Source organism: Achromobacter sp. FW305-C-30-7, assembly GCF_058783105.1.
Map to the genome: position 1 here is coordinate 78600 of NZ_JBYSYI010000005.1, position 19564 is coordinate 98163.

Consider the following 19564-nt stretch of genomic DNA (forward strand, 5'->3'; position numbering starts at 1 on the left):
CTGACAGCGCGAAGTTCACCGCATCCGGCGAAAGCGCTAGGGAAAATACCCATATCCGCTATCTCCTCGTTGCCGGAAAATCGCAAAAATTGTTCAACAATCCTGGCGCGAAAATACCTCGGGGTATAGGGCAGACCCAATCTGGCCGCGGCTTTCAGGGCGTTCCATAGGGGAAAGCATGTTCACTCAGATTCTGGTGGCGTCGCGTCTCGGCGTCGCTCACGCACTGGGCGCGTTCATGTTGTGCACGGCAGCTCCCATGGCGTTTGGCGCCGCCACCATCAAGGCGGACAGCCTCACGGTCGGGTCCGACCTCACCTACCCGCCCTATGCCTACATGGATGGTGGCAAGCCCGCCGGATTCGACGCGGATTTTTCCCGGCTGCTGGCCTCCAAGCTGTCGCTCGCGCCGGTGTTCGTCGACACGCGCTTTCCCGACCTGATCCTGGGCATGCGGGCGCGCCGCTTCGATACCGTCGCGTCGGCCCTTTATGTCACGCCCGAGCGCACCAAGCTGATCGATTTCATCCCGTACCTGAAGACGGGTGCTTCGCTGCTGGTGCTGGCTTCCAGCCAGTACGCACCCACGGGGCCGGAGGCGCTGTGCGGCAAGCGGGTGGCGTCGATCAAGGGGGCATCATGGACGCCCAAGCTGCAGAAGGTCTCGCGCGAGACTTGCCAGCCCAAGGGCCAGGGCGAGATCAAGGTGCTGGAGTTTCCGACCTCTCCCGAGGCGATGATGGCGCTGCGCTCGCAGGCGGCGGACGCGATGATCGAGGATGCGGCGGTGGTGCACGGCATGCTGGCGCAGTCCAAGGACAGCTTGAAAGTGACCTCCACCTCTCTGCTCTATCCGATCGTGATCGGGCTGGGGATCAACAAGGAATCGAAAGAACTGCAGAGCGCGCTGAACGGTGCGCTGCAGCGGGCCCGCGATAGCGGCGAGTACCAGGCGCTGCTGGCCCGCTACGGGTTGGAGGAGCCGTCCGCCGCCGAAGTCCAGGCCGCTCTGGCAGGCCCGGCGCGATAAGGCCGCGAGGGAAGCCGCAACCATGCATTTCGATTGGGATTACGCCGTCAGCCTGCTTTGGGACACCGACTTCTGGAAAGCGTGTTGGGTGGTGGTGAAGCTAAGCACGGCAACGTGGGTGATAGGCGTGGCGGCGGGTTTCCTGCTGGCGCTGGGCAAGCAGGCGAAGAACCCCTTCGTCAGCCGCCTGGCGGGTCTGTACATCTGGTTCTTCCGCAGCTTGCCTCTGTTGGTGCTGCTGGTGTTCATCTACAACCTGCCGCAGGTGTTCCCCGCGGCGGGCGCGCTGTTGTCGGACCCGTTCTACGCCGGCCTGACCGCCCTGGTCGTAAGCGAAACGGCCTTTATCGCCGAGATCCATCGCGGCGGCATCCTGGGCGTGCCGCGCGGTCAGATCGAGGCCGGACGGGCGCTGGGCATACGCTATGCCGGCATCCAACGCATGATCGTGATTCCGCAGGCATTGCGGATCGCGCTGCCCGCCCTGAGCAACGAGTTCATCACGATCGCCAAGCTGACCTCGCTGGTGTCGGTGATCTCGCTGGCCGAGATCCTGCTGGTCGGACAACGCCTGTACACGCAGAACTTCCTGGTGTTCGAGACCATGTTGGCGGTAGCGCTGTACTACGTGCTGATCGTCACACTGTTCGACAAGCTGCTGGGCTGGCTGGAGTCGCATATGAACATCCTGCGGCGCGCGCCCAAGCCCCTGGCCCTGGACGAATCGGCGCGGCGCGAGATCCAGGAAGGACAGTCCGGACCGGCGCTGACCGCCGCCGGCGACGCGCCCGCGCTGGAAGTGCGGCAGGCCCGCAAGCGCTTCGGCGACCATGAAGTGCTCAAGGGCATAGACCTGACGGTCAAGGCCGGGGAAGTCATCAGCATCATCGGTCCGTCCGGTTCGGGCAAGACCTCATTGATACGCACGTTGAACGGCCTGGAGACGCTGGACGGCGGCGAGGTGCTGTTGCATGGCAAACCCTTCCTGGGATCGCCGGGGACCGGCGCGCAGGCGGGACCTGGCGACCGCATCCTTGATATCGGCATGGTGTTCCAGAGCTTCAACCTGTTTCCGCACAAGACCGTGCTGCAAAACGTGATGCTGGCCCCGGAGTACCACGGTCGCGGCAGCGCCGGCGTATTGCGCCGCGAAGCCCTGGTCCTGCTCAACAAAGTGGGCATGCTGGATCACGCGCACAAGTATCCGCATCAACTGTCCGGCGGTCAGCAGCAACGCGTGGCGATCGCCCGCGCGCTGGCCATGCGCCCTTCCATCATGCTGTTCGACGAGCCGACGTCGGCGCTGGATCCGGAACTGGTGGCCGAAGTGCTCAAAGTCGTGGAAACGCTGGCGCGCGAAGGCATGACGATGTTGATCGTGACACACGAGATGGGGTTCGCATTCAAGGTGTCTGATCGCGTGGTGTTCATGGAGACCGGCCGCGTCCTGCTGGATGCGCCGCCGGCCGATGTGCTGGCCAGCGAGGACCCGCGCGTCAAGGATTTCCTGAGCCATGTCCATGTCTCCTGAGCGTTGCGACATATCCCTGCGCGCGGTGTCGACCTGCCTGGAGCGGGCGTCGGCGGACCCTGTTAGCGCGGCTCTCGCTCTGGTGGCGCGCCGCGACGAGGACGCGCTGGCCGAGGCACGGGCGCGGGATGCCTTGCGCGCAATAGCGCCGGATGACGAGCCGCTGGCCGGCATGGTATTGGGCGTGAAGGCTTGCTTCGACGTGCGCGGCTGGACGACGCACGCGGGTTCGCAGGTGCTGGCCGACGCGCCCGCCGCCAGGCGGGACGCTGCGTTGGTCCAAGCGCTGCGGCGCGCCGGCGCAGTGCTGCTGGCGCAGAACAATATGACCGAGTTTGCCTACGGCGCGCTGGGGCTGAATGCACGCTTCGGCACGCCGCTATCGCCGCTGATGGCCGACGTGCCTCGTGTCGCGGGCGGCTCCAGCAGCGGCGGCGCGGTGGCGGTGGCACAGGGCATGGTGAGCCTGGCTCTGGCCTCGGATACGAGCGGATCGGCCAGGATTCCGGCCGCGTTCTGCGGCGTCGCCGGATTCAAGCCGTCTCGCGGCCGCTATGAGGACGCGGGCATGATGTATCTGTCGCCCACCTTCGATGTGCCCGGCATCATCGCCGCGGACGCCGCGCAGTGCCTGCTTGTGGATAAGGTGCTGGCGCCCTGGGATGCGGCCATGCCGGCGCCGGGCGTTCAAGGCGCGACGCCGCTGGCGAGCAAGGTGTTCGTGGTGCCGGACCACGTGGAGGATCTGTTGGAACCCGAAGTCAGGCGCGCCTTCGCCGCATGGCTGGAATGCCTGATGGATGCGGGCGCCGCGCTGCGCCGCGAATCCATGCCTTGCCTGGCGCTGGCCGGCAAGGTAGCGCGTGACGGCGGCATCATCGCGGCTGACGCGTATGCCCTGCATGCGTCCTGCTTGGCGGCGGACGCAGCCCGCTACGATCCCCGCGTGGGGCCGCGCATGCTATTGGGAGCGCAGGTGCCGGCGCATGCCTATATCGCGGCACAACGCCGGCTGGCCGACTTGCGGCGGGAGTACGACCGCGCCATCGCGGGCGCGGATGCGGTACTGACGCCGACAGTGCCCATGCTGCCTCCGCCGGTCGCGCAGCTGGACGACGACGACAGCTATCTGCGCGAGAACGGCCGGGCATTCAGCCTGACGGAATTCGCCAATCGCCTGGACCTGCCCAGCATTTCCATACCGGGCCATCGGGCCGCGAAACAAGCGGTGGGGCTGATGGCGACCGGCTTGCGCGGCGGTGACCGAGCCTTGCTGCTGGCCGCCGCGCAGATCGAAGATGCGCTCGGATCGGCCTCGCGCCGCCAGCATTGATTTTTTCCACCCATTCGCGGATCTCATCCATGATAGTTATCCACAGCGACGACCTGACCGACACTGAACGCCACGCCCGGGGACCGGGCTGGGAGAGCAAGCGCATCATCATCAAGCGTGACGGCATCGGGTATTCGGTGCACGAAACCCGAGTTTTCGAAGGCGCCGAGCTGCACCTGCATTACAAGCATCACTACGAGGCGAACTACTGCATGGAAGGCGAAGGCGAGGTGTTGGACGTCGCCACGGGCGCGACGCACGCCATACGGCCCGGCACCCTCTACGCGCTGGACAAGAACGACCAGCATGTACTGCGGGCCGTGAAGGGAGACCTGCGCCTGGTCTGCGTCTTCAATCCGCCTTTGAGCGGGCAGGAGACACACCGTGCGGACGGCAGCTATGCCGAACCTGAAGCGCAGGCGCGCGCATAGACGGCGCGCCCAGCAGCCCTATTTGGCCTGCTGCTTAAGGCGGGTCAGCACGGCCATCAGCGTGCGTTCGGAATCGTCGAGATAGTCTGTGAGGGCTTGTGCGGCCAGGTCGCGCCGGCCCTGCACCAGCAGGCCGTGGATGCGGCGCTCGCGCTCGATCCAATCGGGTGTCTGGATCAGGCTTTCGTCGACCTCGGACGCGAACACCAGGCGCAGCTGCGCACAGAGCGTAAGAAAGAACTCGTCCAGCAGGCGGCTGCCCAGCTGCGCGACGATATGCTGGTGCACTTGCAGGCTCAGCGTGCCGACATTGCGCCATTTCTTCTTGGACAGCGCGCGCTCCGCAGCGTCGATGGCCGCGAGCATCTTGTCCAGCAAGGCGGGCTGCAACGGCAGGCTGCCGGCGATGGCCTGCAGCTCCAGGGCACGGCGCGCCGCGTAGATCTCGCGCAGATCCTTGCGTTCCATGCGGCGGACCACGACTCCCTTGTGGCGGATGAACGTGGCCAGCCCTTCACGGCCCAGCTGATGCAGGACTTCGCGAATCGTGTTGCGCGATGCGCCATAGTCAGCGGCCAGATCGACTTCGACCAGTTGCGTGCCGGGGGGCAGCTTGCCTTCCATGATGTCGTCGCGCAGCTGATGGCTGATGCGTTCGGCGATCGAGATTCCGCTGTCGCGTTCGGCGGGCATGATGGCATGGGCTCCTGGCAAGGCGCCGCGGCGTGGCCGGGCGCCTGTTGTTGTTATTTCCACTCGACCTTTTCAGGGTGCAGTCCGTGGACGCCCTTATACGGTGAAACCTCGGGCGGTGTCCAGCCTTGCAGCAGGGCCGGATCCAGCGCATAGACCTCCACGCCCAGGGGGCGGCACACGTCGATGGGATCGCGCGCATCGGGGCCCCACATCGGCACGGACAGGTCGCCGCCGGGGCAGGTGGACAAGGCGCAGAGCAGGTCCATTTCGGCGAAGAACTCCAGATAGTCGCCCGGCTTGGCTGGACATGCCTTCATGAAGTACTTGTCGTCGTCGTTCAGCCCTGTGACCTGGAACACGTTGAGAACATCGTGGACATCGAATTCCGTCAGGCCGTGCGGCGCCACGGCGCGGGTCAGGTTGGAATGGCAATGGAAGTGGAAGTCCTCGCCGCTGAGCAGCTTGTTGACGTAGGGATCGCAGCGCGTGCCCAGTAGATCGTGCACCCGTCCGCCGTCGCTGTCCGTGCCGTAGCCGGCCAGCGTGTCATCGGTGATCGTGACCATGGGGCGCAGGTACGGCAGCGTGGACCAGATGCGGTCGTGGGTGCTCACATGCGCCTGTTGCAGCTGGCGGGTGCGGGAGGCCCACATGCGTTCGCGCGGATTGTGCAGGTTCCACATATTGAAGTCCGCCACTTGCGGGCCTTCCAGCGTGACGATACGGAAAACGTGGCCGGCCGGAACCTTCCAGGCGAAGCCGCTGCGGATGGGAACGACGTGCGTTTCAAGCAGCTTGCGCTGCGCCGGGTCGGCGATGAGCGTCCGGTAGAAATCCCGGTCCACATTCAATACCGAACCCTTGCTCACCTGGTACGCCGCGGGGTAATTCGACATGGCCTGCCTCCTGGAAACGCTCCTGGATCCAACGCCAGGATTGTTGAACAATTGTGGGGCAGTATACAGGAGAGGAAAAGGCCTGGAGCCCTATTTTTACAGGGTCGGGGAAGCTTCCGCAGGCGTACCGCAGACCTGCTTGATCGTCTGCCTTAGCCAGCGGTGTGCCGGGTCGCTGTCCAGCCGAGGCGGCCAGGCCTGCACCACCGTGACCGGGCGCATGGACACCGGCACTTCGAAGGCGCGCAGCTTCAGGCCCAGGCGCTCGACGCCGGGCATCAGGTTCTGGGGCATCGACGGCAGCACCAGGTCGGAATCGGCCAGGGCGAAGATCGCGGCGTGGAAGGTGGGCGTGATCAGCGTGACGTGGCGCGCCAACCCGAGTTCTTCCAGGGTGTCGTCTATAGGTCCTTGCGCGCGTCCCCGACGTGAGACGCTGACGTGGTCGTAGGCGCAAAAGCGCTGCGGGGTGATGGGCGCCTTGAAGATCGGGTGTTCATTGCGCGCCAGACCGCAGAAGGCGGTAGTGAACAGGGTCTGCACCTTGATATCGGCGCCGAACTTCTGCGAGGAACCGATATAGAGATCGGCATCGCCGCTGAGCGCGTCGGCGTCGTGATTGCCTTCGGAGACGAAACGCAGCACGGCGCGCGGCGCATAGCGGCGCAAGTGTTCGCGCAGCCGGCCGCCGTAGCCGCCCACGAACACGTCGTTGGCGCGCAAGGTGAAGACACGGGTCAAGGTCGCCAGATTGACGTCTTCGCCGAAGGCCGTGAAGACGGCCTGCGCTTGATCGATCACGTGGCGCACCTGTTCATGCAGGGCCAGCGCGCGGGGCGTGGGCGCCAGGCCCCGGCCGGAACGCACCAGCACGGGGTCGCCGACGGCTTCCCGGATGCGTGCCAGGCTGCGGCTCATGGCGGGAGTGCTCAGGTTCAGCCGGCGCGCCGCGCCGACGACGCTGCCTTCCTGGATCAGCACGTCCAGGGTCAATAGCAGATTCAGGTCTAGCGGTTTCATGCGTCCAAGCATAGCGCGGCGGACAAACCCGGCGGGCGTTCCAGGGTTGCGTCTGGTGCACTTCTCGATTGCTCGGGACGGCATTCCCCGGCGTTCGGACCGGGACCAACATTCCAGCCTTGGCCGCGCGTGGGCGCAGGCCGATGAAAACCAAGGAGAGACAAATGGCGCTGGAAGTTCTGGAGCTGCATCATCACGCCGTGCGCATGCCGCTGGACAAGGTCGCGGCCATGGGCGCGTTTTATGGACACGTGCTGGGGCTGGACACGGACCGTGGCCGTTGGGAGATTCCGGGCATCGCCGGGTACTTCCTGGACATGGGCAACGACTGCCAGATCCATCTGCTGGGCAGCGACGGGCCGTCGCCCTATTCCCAAGGCCCGGGCTGTGATCCTGTGGAAAACCATGTGGCGCTGGCGGTGCGCGATATCGCGGCGGCCGAGGCGGAACTGCAGCGCCTGGCCGTGGACTACTGGAAGCTGGACAACGTGGCGGCGCCCGAACTCATGCAGCTGTTCCTGCGCGACCCGGTCGGCAACCTGATTGAGCTGCATCAGATCGGCCGCTGCCGCTGCAAGCGCAGCGACCGCGCCTTCGCCGACGCGAAGGCCGCGCAAGGCGCCGCGCCGTCGCAGGGCCGGGACTGAGGGGCTGGGGATAAGCCATGTTCATCGATCTGAATGACCTGGCGGGCCCGGCGCGCTACAAGCTGCTGACCGCGGCGATCGTGCCGCGGCCCATTGCCTGGATCGTGTCGCGTGACGCCGCAGGGACGACGAACGTGGCGCCGTTCTCGTTTTTCAACCTGATGTCGGGCGATCCGCCGCTGATCTGCGTCGGCATCGGCGTGCGCGGCGATGCGCCCAAGGACACCGCGCGCAACATCGCCGAGCGTGGCGAGTTCACGGTCAGCCTGGTGTCCGCGCCGCAGGCCGGGCGGATGAATGTGACCGCGGTGGATTTTCCGGCGGGCGTGGACGAGTCCCGGGAAGCCGGCCTGGAGCTGTCGCCATCGCGGCGCATCGAGGTGCCCTGGGTGGCGCAATCGCCGGTGGCGTTCGAGTGCCGGGTGCATGAGCTGATGCGCATCGACCGCCGCAGCCTGATCGTGGCGCAAGTGGCGGCCATGCACGTGCGAGACGACGTGGTGGCGGACCGGGAGCATCTGTATCTGGATGGCCCGGCGATGGATCTGCTGGCGCGGTTGCACAACCCGGGCTGGTATTGCAGGCCGCAGGCGGCCTTCCAGATGCCCCAGCTGACGCTGGCGCAGTGGGAGGCGTTGAAGCAGTCGGGCGAGGCCGAGCGGTATCTGGAGCAAGGCGCCGGAGAGCGCTGATGGAACCAGCGCGCGGCGTCACCGCCCCGTCCGCGCCTTCAGATCCCCCATCTCCTCTAGCATGAGCTGGTGCGCATAGCGTGAGAACACGCTGACCAGCCGCGTGCGCGTGTGGTACGGCGGGTAAAGCAGCGCCACCGTCACCGGCACGGCGGGACTGAAGGGGCGGATCTCGACATTGTGGGCGGCGTACTCCTCGCGCGCGGCCAGCGGGTTGATGAGGGCCACGCCCAGGCCCGCGCCGACCAGGGCGCAGATGGACGAGCCCAGGCCGGCCTCGGCCACGGTCTGGCGTTCGACCTTGGCCGTCCTGAACACCGCGTCGATCTTTTCGCGCAGCGGCGTGCCGCTGGTGAAGGCCACGAACGGCTCGCCGGCGAAGTCCGCGGGCTTGAGTTTTTTCAGTTTGGCCAGGCGATGGCCTTTGGGCACCACCGCTACGCAGCTCATCGTCAGCACGGGTTCGACCTGGATGCCGGGGGAGTCTCCCGACAGCATGGCCAGCCCGGTGTCGCAGAACCCTGAACTGATCCAGTTGTGCACCGTGCTGGCGTTGCCGGAATGGATGGACACCATCACGTCCGGGTATTCCGTCTTGAAGGCGGCGACGATGCGCGCCAACAGGCCGCCGGCCAGCCGCGGCATGGCGGCCACGCTCAGGCGGCTGGCGCTGAACGAGCGGATGCTGGCCGCGGCTGACTCCAGTCCGGCCAGGCCGATGAAGGTCTTCTCCACTTCCTGGAAGAAGCGCGAGCCGTCCTGCGTCGGGCTCAGGCGGCTGCCGTTGCGGTCGAACAGGGCGAACTGGGTAATGGCTTCCAATTGCGCAATTAAGCGGCTAACGTGCGGCTGCGAGGTGTGCACGCGGCGCGCGGCGGCGGTCATTGAGCCGGTCATCATGACGGCGCGGAACGCCTCGATGTGCCTCAGGCCCATCCGTGGAATGGCCATGTCAAATCCGTATAGAGGAATACTTGATTGGAACTGGATAAAACCATACCGCTAGTTGATACTTTTCGCCAGCCGCGGGGCTCATCGCGGGACGAGGCGGCTGTCAGCCTGGCTGGCGCCGTCGATCGTGAACATAAGCATGCGCCGCTCGAACGGCGCCAAGGGAATCAGATGAAAGCACTTGCTGCGATCTCCGCCGCCGTGGCCCTCTTGGGTGGTGCGGCCTCCGCCCACGCCGAAGGCCCCAGCCGCCTGGACAAGATCAAGGAAACCGGCGTGATCACGCTGGGCCACCCGGAGACCTCGGTCCCCTTCGCCTATCTCGACGGCAACCAGAAGCCGATCGGCTATACGGTGGAGATCTGCCAGGAAGTCGCCCAGTACGTGAAGGCCGCCCTGAAGCTGCCCAAGCTGGAAGTGCGCTACAACCCGACGACGTCGGCCACGCGCATCCCGCTGCTGGCCAACGGCACCATCGACCTGGAATGCGGCAACACCACCAACAACCTGGACCGCCACAAGCTGGTGTCGTTCGCGCCCACGACTTTCGTGGCGCAGGTGGTGCTGGTGGCGCGCAAGGACGGCGGCGTGGATCCCAACAATCTGGAGTCCTTCCGCGGCAAGTCCATCGCCGCGCAGGCCGGCGGCCAGACCTTCCGGCTGATCTCGCAGCTGAACGCCAAGGGCAACCTGGGCATCACCATGGCGCCTACCAAGGACACCGCCGAAACCATACTGATGGTGGAATCGGGCCGCGCCGCGGGGTCGGCCAATGACGACGGCATCGCCTATGGCGCGGTGGCTTCGTCGAAGAATCCCGACGCCTTCGTGATCGGTACCAAGGGCCTGGAAATGGCGCCCTACGGCATCATGGAGCCCAAGGACGATCCGGCCTTCAAGAAAGTGGTGGACGACGCGGTGCGCGATCTGATCAAGACGGGCAAGGTGGCAGCGATCTACGACAAGTACTTCAATGCGCCGATCCCGCCCAAGCAGATCAACCTGAAGTACCCGATGAGCGATGCCCTGAAGCGCGCGCTGGCCAATCCGACCGATTCCGGCGATCCCAAGGCCTACGAGTAAGCAGGTTGTCCGCGGGATGCCGGGCATCCCGCGCACCGCCGTGCAAGGACGCCGGCCGCCAGGCGCGGCCGGCATCGCCATCAAGGGACGGGCATGAACTACAACTGGAGTTGGAGCGTCTTCCTGGAGATGTCGCCGGATGGCGTGCATACCTTCCTGGAGACGATCTTCATCGGCGTGGGCTGGACCCTGGCGCTGGCCCTTACCGCATGGGCGTTCTCGCTATTGTTCGGGGCGTGGCTGGGCGTGATGCGCACCGCCAGTTCGCGCCTGTTGAATGCGCTGGGCGCGACGTATGTGGAGGTGTTTCGCAACATCCCGCTGCTGGTGCAGATGTTCCTGTGGTATTTCGTGCTGCCCGAGCTGCTGCCGCATGCCTGGGGCCTGGCGATGAAGCAAATGCCGCAGCCCTGGGGCCAGTTCGTGCCGGCGGTGCTGTGCCTGGGATTCTATGGATCGGCGCGCGTGGCCGAACAGGTGCGCGCGGGCATACAGTCGCTGCCGCGCGGCCAGTTCCAGGCGGGCACCGCGCTGGGTCTGACCGAGACGCAGGTGTACCGCTACATCATCCTGCCCGAAGCCTTCCGCATCGTGCTGCCGCCCCTGACCTCCGAGTTCATGGGCACCATCAAGTATTCCTCGGTGGCGCTGACCATCGGCCTGCTGGAACTGACGGGACAGGCCCGCTCCATGCAGGAGTTCAGCTTCCATATTTTCGAGGCGTTCTCCGCCGCCACGGTGATCTATCTGATCATCAACGGCATAGTGGTGCTGGGCATGCGCCTGCTCGAACGCCATGTTGCGGTTCCCGGACTGATCGGTTCGGCGAAAAGGCCCTAGGACGACACCATGGGCAAATTCGATTTCGATGTGATCTGGGCGGCGCTGCCCTATCTATTCAAGACGGGCATGACGTTCACGCTGACGCTGACCGCGCTGGCGGGCGTGATGGGCCTGGCGTTGGGCACGCTGCTGGCGATGATGCGGCTGTCGCGCTTCAAGATACTGTCGGTACCAGCGGGCATCTACGTCAACGTGATGCGTTCGATACCGCTCTTGCTGGTGATCTTCTGGTTCTACTTCCTGGTGCCCTACATCGCCGCCTGGGTGGTGGGGTCGCCCACGCCGCTGCGCGTGGGGGCGTTCAATTCGGCGGTGATCACCTTCACCTTGTTCGAGGCCGCGTACTTCTGCGAGATCATGCGCGCGGGCATACAGTCGATCGCGCGCGGCCAGGTGTCGGCCAGCATGGCGCTGGGCCTGAACCACTGGCAGGGCATGCGCTACGTGGTGCTGCCGCAGGCCTTCCGCAACATGCTGCCGGCGTTGCTGACGCGCATCATCATCCTGTTCCAGGACACCTCGCTGGTGTATGTGCTGTCCTTGACCGACTTCCTCGGCGCGGCGGCCAAGATCGGCCAGCGCGACGGCCGTCTGGTGGAGCTCTATTTGTTCGTGGCGGTGGTGTATTTCGTGATCTGCTTCACGGCGTCCCGCCTGGTCAAGCTGCTGGAAAAGCGCACGCGAGTGCTGCGCTAGCGCAGCCCTTCCAGTTATCCACAGGTTCCAACAATGCAACTCTCTTCCCAGCCCCCGATGATAGCGATCAAGCAGGTCAGCAAGTGGTACGGCGACTTCCAGGTACTGGACGATTGCTCCACCACCGTGGGCCGCGGCGAGGTGGTGGTGGTTTGCGGGCCGTCTGGCTCGGGCAAGTCCACGCTGATCAAGACCGTGAATGCGCTGGAGCCCTTCCAGAAGGGCGAGATCCAGGTCAACGGCATTTCGGTGGGCGATCCGCGCACCAACCTGCCCAAGCTGCGTGCGGTGGCCGGCATGGTGTTCCAGCACTTCGAGCTGTTCCCGCACCTGTCGGTGACGGAGAACTTGTGCCTGGGCCAGCTCAAGGTGCTCAAGCGTGGCAAGGAAGAGGCCCGCCAGCGCGCGCTGGCCCTGCTGGAGCGTGTGGGCCTGTCGGCGCACAAGGACAAGCATCCCGGCGAACTGTCGGGCGGCCAGCAGCAGCGCGTGGCGATAGCGCGCGCGCTGTCGATGGACCCGGTGGTCATGCTGTTCGACGAACCGACCTCGGCGCTGGATCCGGAGATGGTCAACGAGGTCTTGGACGTGATGACCGACCTGGCCGCCGAAGGCATGACGATGATGGTGGTGACCCATGAAATGGGGTTTGCCCGCCGCGTCGCCGACCGTGTGATTTTCATGGACGGCGGCAAGATCGTGGAAGACTGCGACAAGGAGCAGTTCTTCGGCGATGTGGAGGAGCGTGCGCCGCGCACGCGCCAGTTTCTTTCCAAAATCCTGCAGCACTGATAGCCATGACCCAGACCCACCCCGCCGCCGCCCGCGCACCCGTCGACCTGCGCAGCGACACGGTCACCCATCCCACCGCGGCCATGTACGAACGCATGCGCACCGCGCCCATCGGCGATGACGGCCTGGACGGCGACCCCACCGTGCGCGAACTCGAGGCTTACGTGGCCACGCAGCTGGGCAAGGAAGCCGGGCTGTTCGTGCCCAGCTGCACCATGGCCAACCTGTTGGCGGTGCTGGCGCAGACGCAGCGCAATGAACAGGTGGTGCTGGAGTCGGCTGCCCACATGTACACGTCCGAGCGCGGCGCCGCCACGTTCACCGGCTCGTTCTACCTGGGCGTGCCCGGCACTGACGGCGCCATGGACCTGAACCGCCTGGAGGAAGCCCTGCTGTCCGGCGGCCACCGGCTGAAAACGGCGCTGGTGACGATGGAAACCTCGCACAACAATGCCGCCGGGGCGGTGCTGCCGCTGGACCATATGCAGGCGGTGCACGCCCTGGCGCGAGCGGCAGGCGCGCCCGTGCACCTGGATGGCGCGCGCCTGTACAACGCCGCCGTGGCGCTGGGCGTGGCGGCGGGCGAGATCGCCCGCCATGCCGACACGGTGTCCCTGTGCTTGTCCAAGGGCTTGAGCGCGCCGGTTGGCGCGGTGCTGGTCGGCAGCCAGCCTGTCATGGCCCGCGCGCGCGTGCTGCGCCGCATGTTGGGCGGAACGCAACGCCAGTCGGGCATCATGGCCGCGGCCGGCCTGGAAGGCGTGCAGGCAATGAGCGGGCGGCTGGCCGAGGACCACGTCCGCGCGCGCCGCCTGAGCGCCGGCATCAACTGCCTGGGGCGGACGATCTCGGCCACTGAACCGCAGACCAACATCGTGCAGGTAGAGACGGCCGGCACCGGCATGAGCAATACCGAGTGGGTCGCGGCGCTGCAGGCAGCGGGCCTGCTGGTGCGCCCCTGGGGCCGTACGCGGTTGCGCTGCGTGACCCACCGCCACATCGGCGACGCCGACATCGACGCGGCCGTGCGGGCTTTCGAAACGGTGCTGAACGCCGGCTGATCTGCTCCGTTTCGGGGGGCGGTCGCGATGCGATAATGCCGCATGACCACGACCCATCTTTCCCGAAAAGACTATCTCTGCGCACTGGCGGTCGTGGTCATCTGGGGCACCAACTTCGTCGCCATGAAAGTCGGCATGCGGGGTCTTTCCCCCATGCTGCTGGGCGCGCTGAGATTCGCGCTGGCGGCCTTCCCCCTGATTCTCTTCGTGCGCGCGCCGCGCTTGCCCTGGCGCTGGGTGGCGGCCTATGGGCTGGTGCAGGGCCTGGGCCAGTTCGGGCTGCTCTTCACCGCCTTGAAGTTCGGCATGCCGGCCGGCATGGCGTCGTTGGTGATCCAGACGCAGGCTTTCTTCACGCTGCTGCTGGCCGCGCCCCTGCTGCATGAGCGCGCGCAGCGCCATCATTGGATCGGGCTGGGCGTGGCGGCGCTGGGGCTGGCGGTCATCGCTGGCGGCCGCGGCGAAGGACCGGGCCAGATGACCATGCTGGGCTTTGCGCTGACGCTGGGCGGCGCGTTCATGTGGGCCGTGTCCAACATCATCGTGCGGCTGGCCAGCCGCAAGGCGCCCGGCTACGACCCGTTTGCCTTCATCGCCTGGAGCAGCGCCGCACCGGTGCTGCCTTTCCTGCTGCTGGCCGTGCTGATCGACGGCTGGGAGCCGGTGGCCGGCATGATCCTGGGCATGGGCTGGGGCGAAATCCTGTCGGTGTTGTACCTGGCGGTGCTGGCCACCTTGGTGGCCTACACGCTATGGACGCAATTGCTGACGCGCCACGCCGCCGCCAAGATCGCGCCGTTCTCGCTGCTGGTTCCCGTGGTGGGGCTGTGGGCCGCGTCGATGGCCTTTGGCGAGCGGCTGGAGCCGCTGCAATGGCTGGGCGTGGCCTGCGTCCTGGCCGGCCTGCTTTTCAACCAGCTGGGCGGGCGCTGGCTGCGCACACGCTGATTCGGGCTGCCCAGAACCCTACCCCGCGCCGCCTCGCCCGTGCGGACTAAGCCGTAACGGCGAGCAGACCCGGCGGCCTCAGAGTTGCTCGAAACGGATGTAACGCTTATCGGTGTACTCCCGGCGGGTGGTGATCTCTTCCACGCTGGCGCCCGGGGGACCGCGCCGCAGCCATTCCAGCATGTGGTCGACCTGATCGGCGGTGCCTTGCACCAGGGCTTCGACCGTGCCGTTCGGCAGGTTCTGCACCCATCCCTTGGCGCCCAGCATGTGGGCGCGCCGCACCGTGGCGTGGCGGTAGCCCACGCCCTGCACGGTGCCGGTAATCGTGACGTGCACGGTCTCGATATGGGTATCGGCTTTAGGGTCTTGCATTGTTTCTCTCTTGGATGAGGCGCCGCGCTCGGCGATGTACGTAGACGGTAGTGACTACGGCGGATGGTCTATAGGCCCGGGGGTCGCCTGGCGATACGTTAGAGCTCATGTCAAAACGTGCCAACGGGAACACCGTTACCAGAGCTTGGAGAAGCCATTATGGAAGAGACCAGTTTGTTGTCGGAAGCTGAGACAGCGCGCTACAGGGAGCAAGGTTACCTGGCCCTGAACGACATGTGCCCGCAGGACGAGGTGGGTTACATCCGCAGGACGCTGCTCGACCTGTTTGCGAACAAGACCGGCTACAACGAGGGTGCGCAGTATGACTTTGTGAGCCGTGACGACCCGTCCAAACCCGCCAAGTTTCCCAGTTTGCACGATCCGCGCCATTATGCCCCGGGCCTCCTGAAGACCGAGTATCACGAGCGCACCCTGGAACTGGCGCGCCAGCTGTTGGGCCCCGAGGCCGCCCTGTACGGCGAGCACGCCCTGCTCAAGCCTGGCCCGCACGGACCGGAAACCCCGTGGCACCAGGACGAAGCGTTCCGCTCGCCGGACTTCATCTACAACGAACTCAGCATTTGGCTGGCGCTGCAGCCGGCTACGCTAGAAAACGGCTGCATGCAGTTCATCCCGGGCTCCAACCAGTGGGACGTGCTGGAGCATCGATCGCCGGGCGGCGACAAGACCCTGCATCCGCTGGAATGCTGCGGCGATTTCGCGCGCGACCAGGCGGTGCCGGAACCGTTGGACCCGGGCGGCATCACGGTGCACGACGCCCGTACCCTGCACTTCACCGGACCCAACACCTCGCAGTCGCCGCGCCTGGCCTACATCCTGATCTACAACACGCCGCCGGTCTACAAGCCTGGACGCCGCGAGTTCCCGTGGCTGGAAGGCCGCTGGACCGACAGCCAGACCCGCAAGAAGCAGTGGCACAAGCGCGGCGGGCTGGCCGTGGACGTGATGCGCCGTTTGCCGGGCGCGCGGCTGACCAGCCCGCGCTGGGTGGCCTGGGCCACGATCCGGGCGGTGTCCAAAGTCTGGCCGCGATAACGGGGGCGCAGGGGCCGCAAGAGTCCCTGCGATAAGGGGGGCGAACGAGGCCGGCAAGCAACGCTTGCCGGCCTCGGCGCGTATACTGGGCGGCGTTGCGGGCCCTGGGGGGCCCGCGCAATCGCTGGAGCTGCCCGCAGCTGGCGGCCCGGCGTCTAACAATAACGAGCCGCAGCTGGCGCCCCATCACTCCATAGACCACTTCATGACCGCTAACCTTTCCAAGATCACCTGCGTCGAAGATCTGCGCGCCATTGCGCAGAAACGCGTGCCGCGCATGTTCTACGACTACGCGGATTCCGGCGCCTGGACCGAAGGCACCTACCACGCCAACGAAAGCGATTTTCAGAAGATCAAGCTGCGCCAGCGCGTGGCGGTGAACATGGAAGGCCGGTCGCTGCGCACCACCATGGTGGGCCACGATGTCATCATGCCGCTGGCGATTTCGCCTACCGGCCTGACCGGCATGCAGCACGCCGATGGAGAAATCCTGGCGGCCAAGGCGGCGGCGGATTTCGGCGTGCCCTTCACCCTGTCCACCATGAGCATCTGCTCACTGGAAGACGTGGCCGAAGCGACCAAGAAGCCCTTCTGGTTCCAGCTCTACGTGATGCGCGACCGCGAGTTCGTCGCCAGCCTCATTGACCGCGCCAAGGCTGCCGGCTGCTCGGCGCTGGTGCTGACGCTGGACCTGCAGATCATGGGCCAGCGCCACAAGGACATCAAGAATGGCCTGTCGACGCCGCCCAAGCCCACCCTGCGCAATCTCATCAACCTGGCGACCAAGCCGCGCTGGTGCATGGGCATGCTGGGCACCAAGCGCCGCACCTTCGGCAACATCGTCGGACACGTCAAGGGCGTGGACGACCTGTCCTTGCTTTCGTCCTGGACGGCCGACCAGTTCGATCCTCGCCTGAGCTGGGACGACGTCGAATGGATCAAGCAGCGCTGGGGCGGCAAGCTCATCATCAAGGGCATCCTGGACGTCGAGGACGCGCAGATGGCCGCCAATAGCGGCGCCGACGCGCTCATCGTCAGCAACCACGGCGGACGCCAACTGGACGGCGCCATGTCGTCCATCGCCGCCCTGCCCTCGATCGCCGATGCCGTCGGTTCCAAGATCGAAGTGTGGATGGACGGCGGCGTGCGTTCCGGCCAGGACATCCTGAAGGCCGTGGCGCTGGGCGCGCGCGGCGCCATGATCGGCCGCGCCTTCCTGTACGGCCTGGGCGCCTACGGCCAGGCCGGCGTGAAACGCGTGCTGGAGATCCTGTACAAGGAAATGGATACGACGATGGCGCTGTGCGGCCGTCGCTCTATCGAGCCCGGCGACCGCAGCATCCTGCTGCCCGGCACCTACCCGAACTGAACGGTTCGGCGGCCCATGAGAAAAAGCCTGGATACGGTAGCGTGCCAGGCTTTTTTCGTTGGCGCGCGCTCTGGGAGGGCACATGAGCAAACGCAGGAGCCATCATGACGCGTAACAAACAAGACAAGGCACGCCACCCGGGCGCGGGCAAGCGGCTGCTGGGCGCGGCGGTGGCGGCGTTGCTGTCGGCCGGGGCCGCGGCGCAGCAGACCACGCTGCATGTCGGCATGAACGGCGGCGACATGGCGCGGGTGTTCACGCAGCATGTGTTTCCGGCTTTTGAGCGCGCCCATAACGTCCGGATTGTGGTGGAGCCGGGCATATCGACAGAGGTGCTGGCGCGGGCCCAAGCGGAAAAGGACAAGCCGCGGCTGCACCTTATGTTCCTGGACGACGGCGTCATGGCGCGCGCGATATCCATGGGGCTGTGCGCGCAACTCAATGACGATCCGGTGTTGAAGGAGCTGTACCCCACCGCGGTGAAGAAGGATCGCATGGCCGCGGGGATCGACATCGGCATGACCGGCCTGGGCTACAACACCAAGGTCTTCGCCGAGCGGGGCTGGGCGCCGCCGACTTCGTGGATGGACCTTGCCGATCCGAAGTACAGGGGCCAGGTCGTGGTCCAGTCGGCCTCGAGCAGCACCTTTGGCCTGCATACGTTCCTGATGATCAACCGCATCCTGGGCGGCGACGACCGGAACTACGGACCGGGCTTCGCGCACTGGCCGACCGTGGTCGGCCCGAACGTGCGCGAATACTTGCCGGATTCGGCGCGCCTGGCCGACATGGTGCAGGCCGACGAAGCGGCGCTGTTTCCCTGGACACCCACCGCCATCACTCGCCTGAAGAAGCGCGGCGTGCACGTGGAATACGCGCAACCCAGGGAGGGATCGATGATCCTGATGGTGGGCGAATGCGTCGTCGCCGGCAACAGCCAGCCGGAGCTGTCGCAGAAGCTGGCGCTGTATTTGCTGTCCGAGCGGGCGCAGACCAAGGCGCTGGAGATGGGCGGGCACTTCCCGTCCAACCGCAACGTGCTGGCTCCCGCCGACCATGCGGATGCGCTGCAACGTTTCCAGGGCTATATGTCGAACGCCAAGATACCGAACTGGGACCAGATCAACGAGACCCGGCCCGCGTTCAACGCCCGCTGGAACCGGGAGATCGGGCGCTGACGGCCTCTGTCCCGGGTGGGCCAAAAAAGCGCAAAATCTGCAAAGGCCGGCCCGCTACATTGCTCTCCAAGGAGACCGCATGAAGCCCGCAACCCTGAACCACTATGGCCAGCGCCTGGAGCCCGTCCTGCGCTGGCTGGCAAGCCACCCCGACGCCGACCCGGACCTGTACCGGCTGGCCGAGCTGGCCTGCCTGTCGCCCTATCACTTCCATCGCGTCTACCGCGCCATGATGGGAGAGACGGTGAACGCCACCGTGCAGCGTATCCGCATGCACCGCGCGGCGGTGGCGTTGGGGAATTCCGAGGCTTCCTTGCGCGAGGTGGCGCAGCGCGCCGGCTATGAGTCGGACGCGGCGTTCAACCGGGCATTCGGCGCGACCTTCGGCATCTCGCCGGGGCGATACCGGGCTGTCCGCTCCCGTCCCTTCGACCCCCAGGAGCTAGGCATGTATCCCATCAAGATCGAAACTTTTCCCGGCGCGACGCTGGCGGTCCTGCCGCATCGCGGCAGCTATCAGGAGATCGGCCCGCTGTTCTCGCGCGCCTTCATGCTGGCCGTGAGCCGCGGCATTGCGCAGCCCGATTCCATTGGCTATGGCGTGTATTTCGACGACCCCGAGCAGGTGCCGGCCAGCCAGCTGCGTTCCATGGCCGGCATGTCGGTGGCGCCCGACGCCGACCTGGGCGCGGAGCTGGAACGCTTCGAGATCCCGCAAGGCCGCTGCGCCATCCTGACCTACACCGGGCCCTACAACGAGATGGACAAGCCCTACAACTGGATGTTCTCGGAATGGCTGCCCGGCAGCGGCGAGGTGCCGGCGGATTTTCCGATGTTCGAGCAGTATCTGAATGATCCGCGCACCACGCCGCCGGCGCAGCTGCAAACGCGCATCTGCCTGCCGTTGAAGTAAGGCGCGGCACCGCCGCCGCGCCT

21 protein-coding genes are annotated in these 19564 nt (G+C 66.0%); 16 read left to right on the top strand and 5 right to left on the bottom strand.

The window, feature by feature from the left end; genetic code table 11:
- Positions 1-178: 178 nt before the first annotated feature.
- From AC3WOB_RS17230 to AC3WOB_RS17245, 4 genes are read left to right on the top strand one after another with little or no spacing between them, the layout of a single operon-like run.
- Entirely contained in the window at positions 179-1030 is an 852-nt protein-coding gene (locus AC3WOB_RS17230) for a transporter substrate-binding domain-containing protein (protein ID WP_013390785.1), read from the top strand.
- Positions 1031-1052: 22 nt separating this feature from the next.
- Positions 1053-2561 (top strand): amino acid ABC transporter permease/ATP-binding protein, encoded by a 1509-nt coding sequence (locus AC3WOB_RS17235; protein ID WP_013390786.1) that lies wholly within the window; start codon positions 1053-1055, stop codon positions 2559-2561.
- Positions 2545-3894 carry an amidase gene (locus tag AC3WOB_RS17240; RefSeq protein ID WP_013390787.1) on the top strand — a complete coding sequence of 450 codons (1350 nt, stop codon included), beginning with the start codon at positions 2545-2547 and terminating at the stop codon, positions 3892-3894. Before AC3WOB_RS17235 ends, AC3WOB_RS17240 begins: the two co-directional genes overlap by 17 nt.
- A 29-nt stretch (positions 3895-3923) precedes the next feature.
- Positions 3924-4325, top strand: a complete 402-nt coding sequence (locus tag AC3WOB_RS17245) for an ectoine synthase (protein WP_013390788.1) — start codon at positions 3924-3926, stop codon at positions 4323-4325.
- Positions 4326-4343: 18 nt separating this feature from the next.
- Here the strand turns inward: AC3WOB_RS17245 and AC3WOB_RS17250 are convergent, their stop codons facing one another.
- The 3 genes from AC3WOB_RS17250 to AC3WOB_RS17260 all read right to left on the bottom strand — a co-directional run bounded on the left by AC3WOB_RS17250 (position 4344) and on the right by AC3WOB_RS17260 (position 6937).
- Positions 4344-5018, bottom strand: coding sequence for a GntR family transcriptional regulator (locus tag AC3WOB_RS17250; protein WP_013390789.1), 675 nt, complete (start codon positions 5016-5018; stop codon positions 4344-4346).
- 53 nt (positions 5019-5071) lie between these two features.
- Entirely contained in the window at positions 5072-5917 is an 846-nt protein-coding gene (locus tag AC3WOB_RS17255) for an urea carboxylase-associated family protein (RefSeq protein WP_013390790.1), read from the bottom strand.
- A 96-nt stretch (positions 5918-6013) separates the two neighbouring features.
- Entirely contained in the window at positions 6014-6937 is a 924-nt protein-coding gene (locus AC3WOB_RS17260; RefSeq protein WP_013390791.1) for a LysR family transcriptional regulator, read from the bottom strand.
- A 164-nt stretch (positions 6938-7101) separates the two neighbouring features.
- Here AC3WOB_RS17260 and AC3WOB_RS17265 point away from each other — a divergent pair, with 164 nt between their 5' ends.
- The gene (locus AC3WOB_RS17265; RefSeq protein ID WP_013390792.1) at positions 7102-7584 is read left to right on the top strand and encodes a VOC family protein; all 483 of its coding nucleotides are present in this window, start codon (positions 7102-7104) and stop codon (positions 7582-7584) included.
- Positions 7585-7601: 17 nt separating this feature from the next.
- Positions 7602-8276, top strand: coding sequence for a flavin reductase family protein (locus tag AC3WOB_RS17270; RefSeq protein ID WP_013390793.1), 675 nt, complete (start codon positions 7602-7604; stop codon positions 8274-8276).
- 18 nt (positions 8277-8294) lie between these two features.
- Here the strand turns inward: AC3WOB_RS17270 and AC3WOB_RS17275 are convergent, their stop codons facing one another.
- Complete coding sequence (locus AC3WOB_RS17275; protein ID WP_013390794.1) at positions 8295-9227, bottom strand: LysR substrate-binding domain-containing protein; 933 nt, start codon at positions 9225-9227, stop codon at positions 8295-8297.
- A 171-nt stretch (positions 9228-9398) separates the two neighbouring features.
- Here AC3WOB_RS17275 and AC3WOB_RS17280 point away from each other — a divergent pair, with 171 nt between their 5' ends.
- From AC3WOB_RS17280 to AC3WOB_RS17305, 6 genes are all read left to right on the top strand, one after another.
- Positions 9399-10310, top strand: a complete 912-nt coding sequence (locus AC3WOB_RS17280) for an amino acid ABC transporter substrate-binding protein (protein WP_332014460.1) — start codon at positions 9399-9401, stop codon at positions 10308-10310.
- A 93-nt stretch (positions 10311-10403) separates the two neighbouring features.
- Positions 10404-11150 (top strand): amino acid ABC transporter permease, encoded by a 747-nt coding sequence (locus AC3WOB_RS17285; RefSeq protein ID WP_492275703.1) that lies wholly within the window; start codon positions 10404-10406, stop codon positions 11148-11150.
- 9 nt (positions 11151-11159) lie between these two features.
- On the top strand, positions 11160-11849 hold the full coding sequence (locus AC3WOB_RS17290; RefSeq protein ID WP_013390797.1) for an amino acid ABC transporter permease: 690 nt from the start codon (positions 11160-11162) through the stop codon (positions 11847-11849).
- A 57-nt stretch (positions 11850-11906) separates the two neighbouring features.
- Positions 11907-12641 carry an amino acid ABC transporter ATP-binding protein gene (locus AC3WOB_RS17295; protein WP_492275951.1) on the top strand — a complete coding sequence of 245 codons (735 nt, stop codon included), beginning with the start codon at positions 11907-11909 and terminating at the stop codon, positions 12639-12641.
- 5 nt (positions 12642-12646) lie between these two features.
- On the top strand, positions 12647-13702 hold the full coding sequence (locus AC3WOB_RS17300) for a threonine aldolase family protein (protein ID WP_492275704.1): 1056 nt from the start codon (positions 12647-12649) through the stop codon (positions 13700-13702).
- Between the two features lie 42 nt (positions 13703-13744).
- The gene (locus AC3WOB_RS17305) at positions 13745-14650 is read left to right on the top strand and encodes an EamA family transporter (RefSeq protein ID WP_492275705.1); all 906 of its coding nucleotides are present in this window, start codon (positions 13745-13747) and stop codon (positions 14648-14650) included.
- 78 nt (positions 14651-14728) lie between these two features.
- Here the strand turns inward: AC3WOB_RS17305 and AC3WOB_RS17310 are convergent, their stop codons facing one another.
- On the bottom strand, positions 14729-15025 hold the full coding sequence (locus AC3WOB_RS17310) for an acylphosphatase (RefSeq protein WP_013390801.1): 297 nt from the start codon (positions 15023-15025) through the stop codon (positions 14729-14731).
- 159 nt (positions 15026-15184) lie between these two features.
- On the opposite strand from AC3WOB_RS17310, the gene AC3WOB_RS17315 reads away from it, so the two are divergent.
- The 4 genes from AC3WOB_RS17315 (at position 15185) to AC3WOB_RS17330 (ending at position 19541) form a co-directional block, all read left to right on the top strand.
- Positions 15185-16081: a phytanoyl-CoA dioxygenase family protein gene (locus AC3WOB_RS17315; RefSeq protein WP_207467133.1), complete on the top strand. Its 897-nt coding sequence runs from the start codon at positions 15185-15187 to the stop codon at positions 16079-16081.
- A 205-nt stretch (positions 16082-16286) separates the two neighbouring features.
- Positions 16287-17450 carry an alpha-hydroxy acid oxidase gene (locus AC3WOB_RS17320; RefSeq protein ID WP_492275706.1) on the top strand — a complete coding sequence of 388 codons (1164 nt, stop codon included), beginning with the start codon at positions 16287-16289 and terminating at the stop codon, positions 17448-17450.
- A 104-nt stretch (positions 17451-17554) separates the two neighbouring features.
- Positions 17555-18628 carry an extracellular solute-binding protein gene (locus AC3WOB_RS17325; RefSeq protein ID WP_013390804.1) on the top strand — a complete coding sequence of 358 codons (1074 nt, stop codon included), beginning with the start codon at positions 17555-17557 and terminating at the stop codon, positions 18626-18628.
- Between the two features lie 79 nt (positions 18629-18707).
- The gene (locus AC3WOB_RS17330) at positions 18708-19541 is read left to right on the top strand and encodes an AraC family transcriptional regulator (protein ID WP_013390805.1); all 834 of its coding nucleotides are present in this window, start codon (positions 18708-18710) and stop codon (positions 19539-19541) included.
- Positions 19542-19564 lie beyond the last annotated feature (23 nt).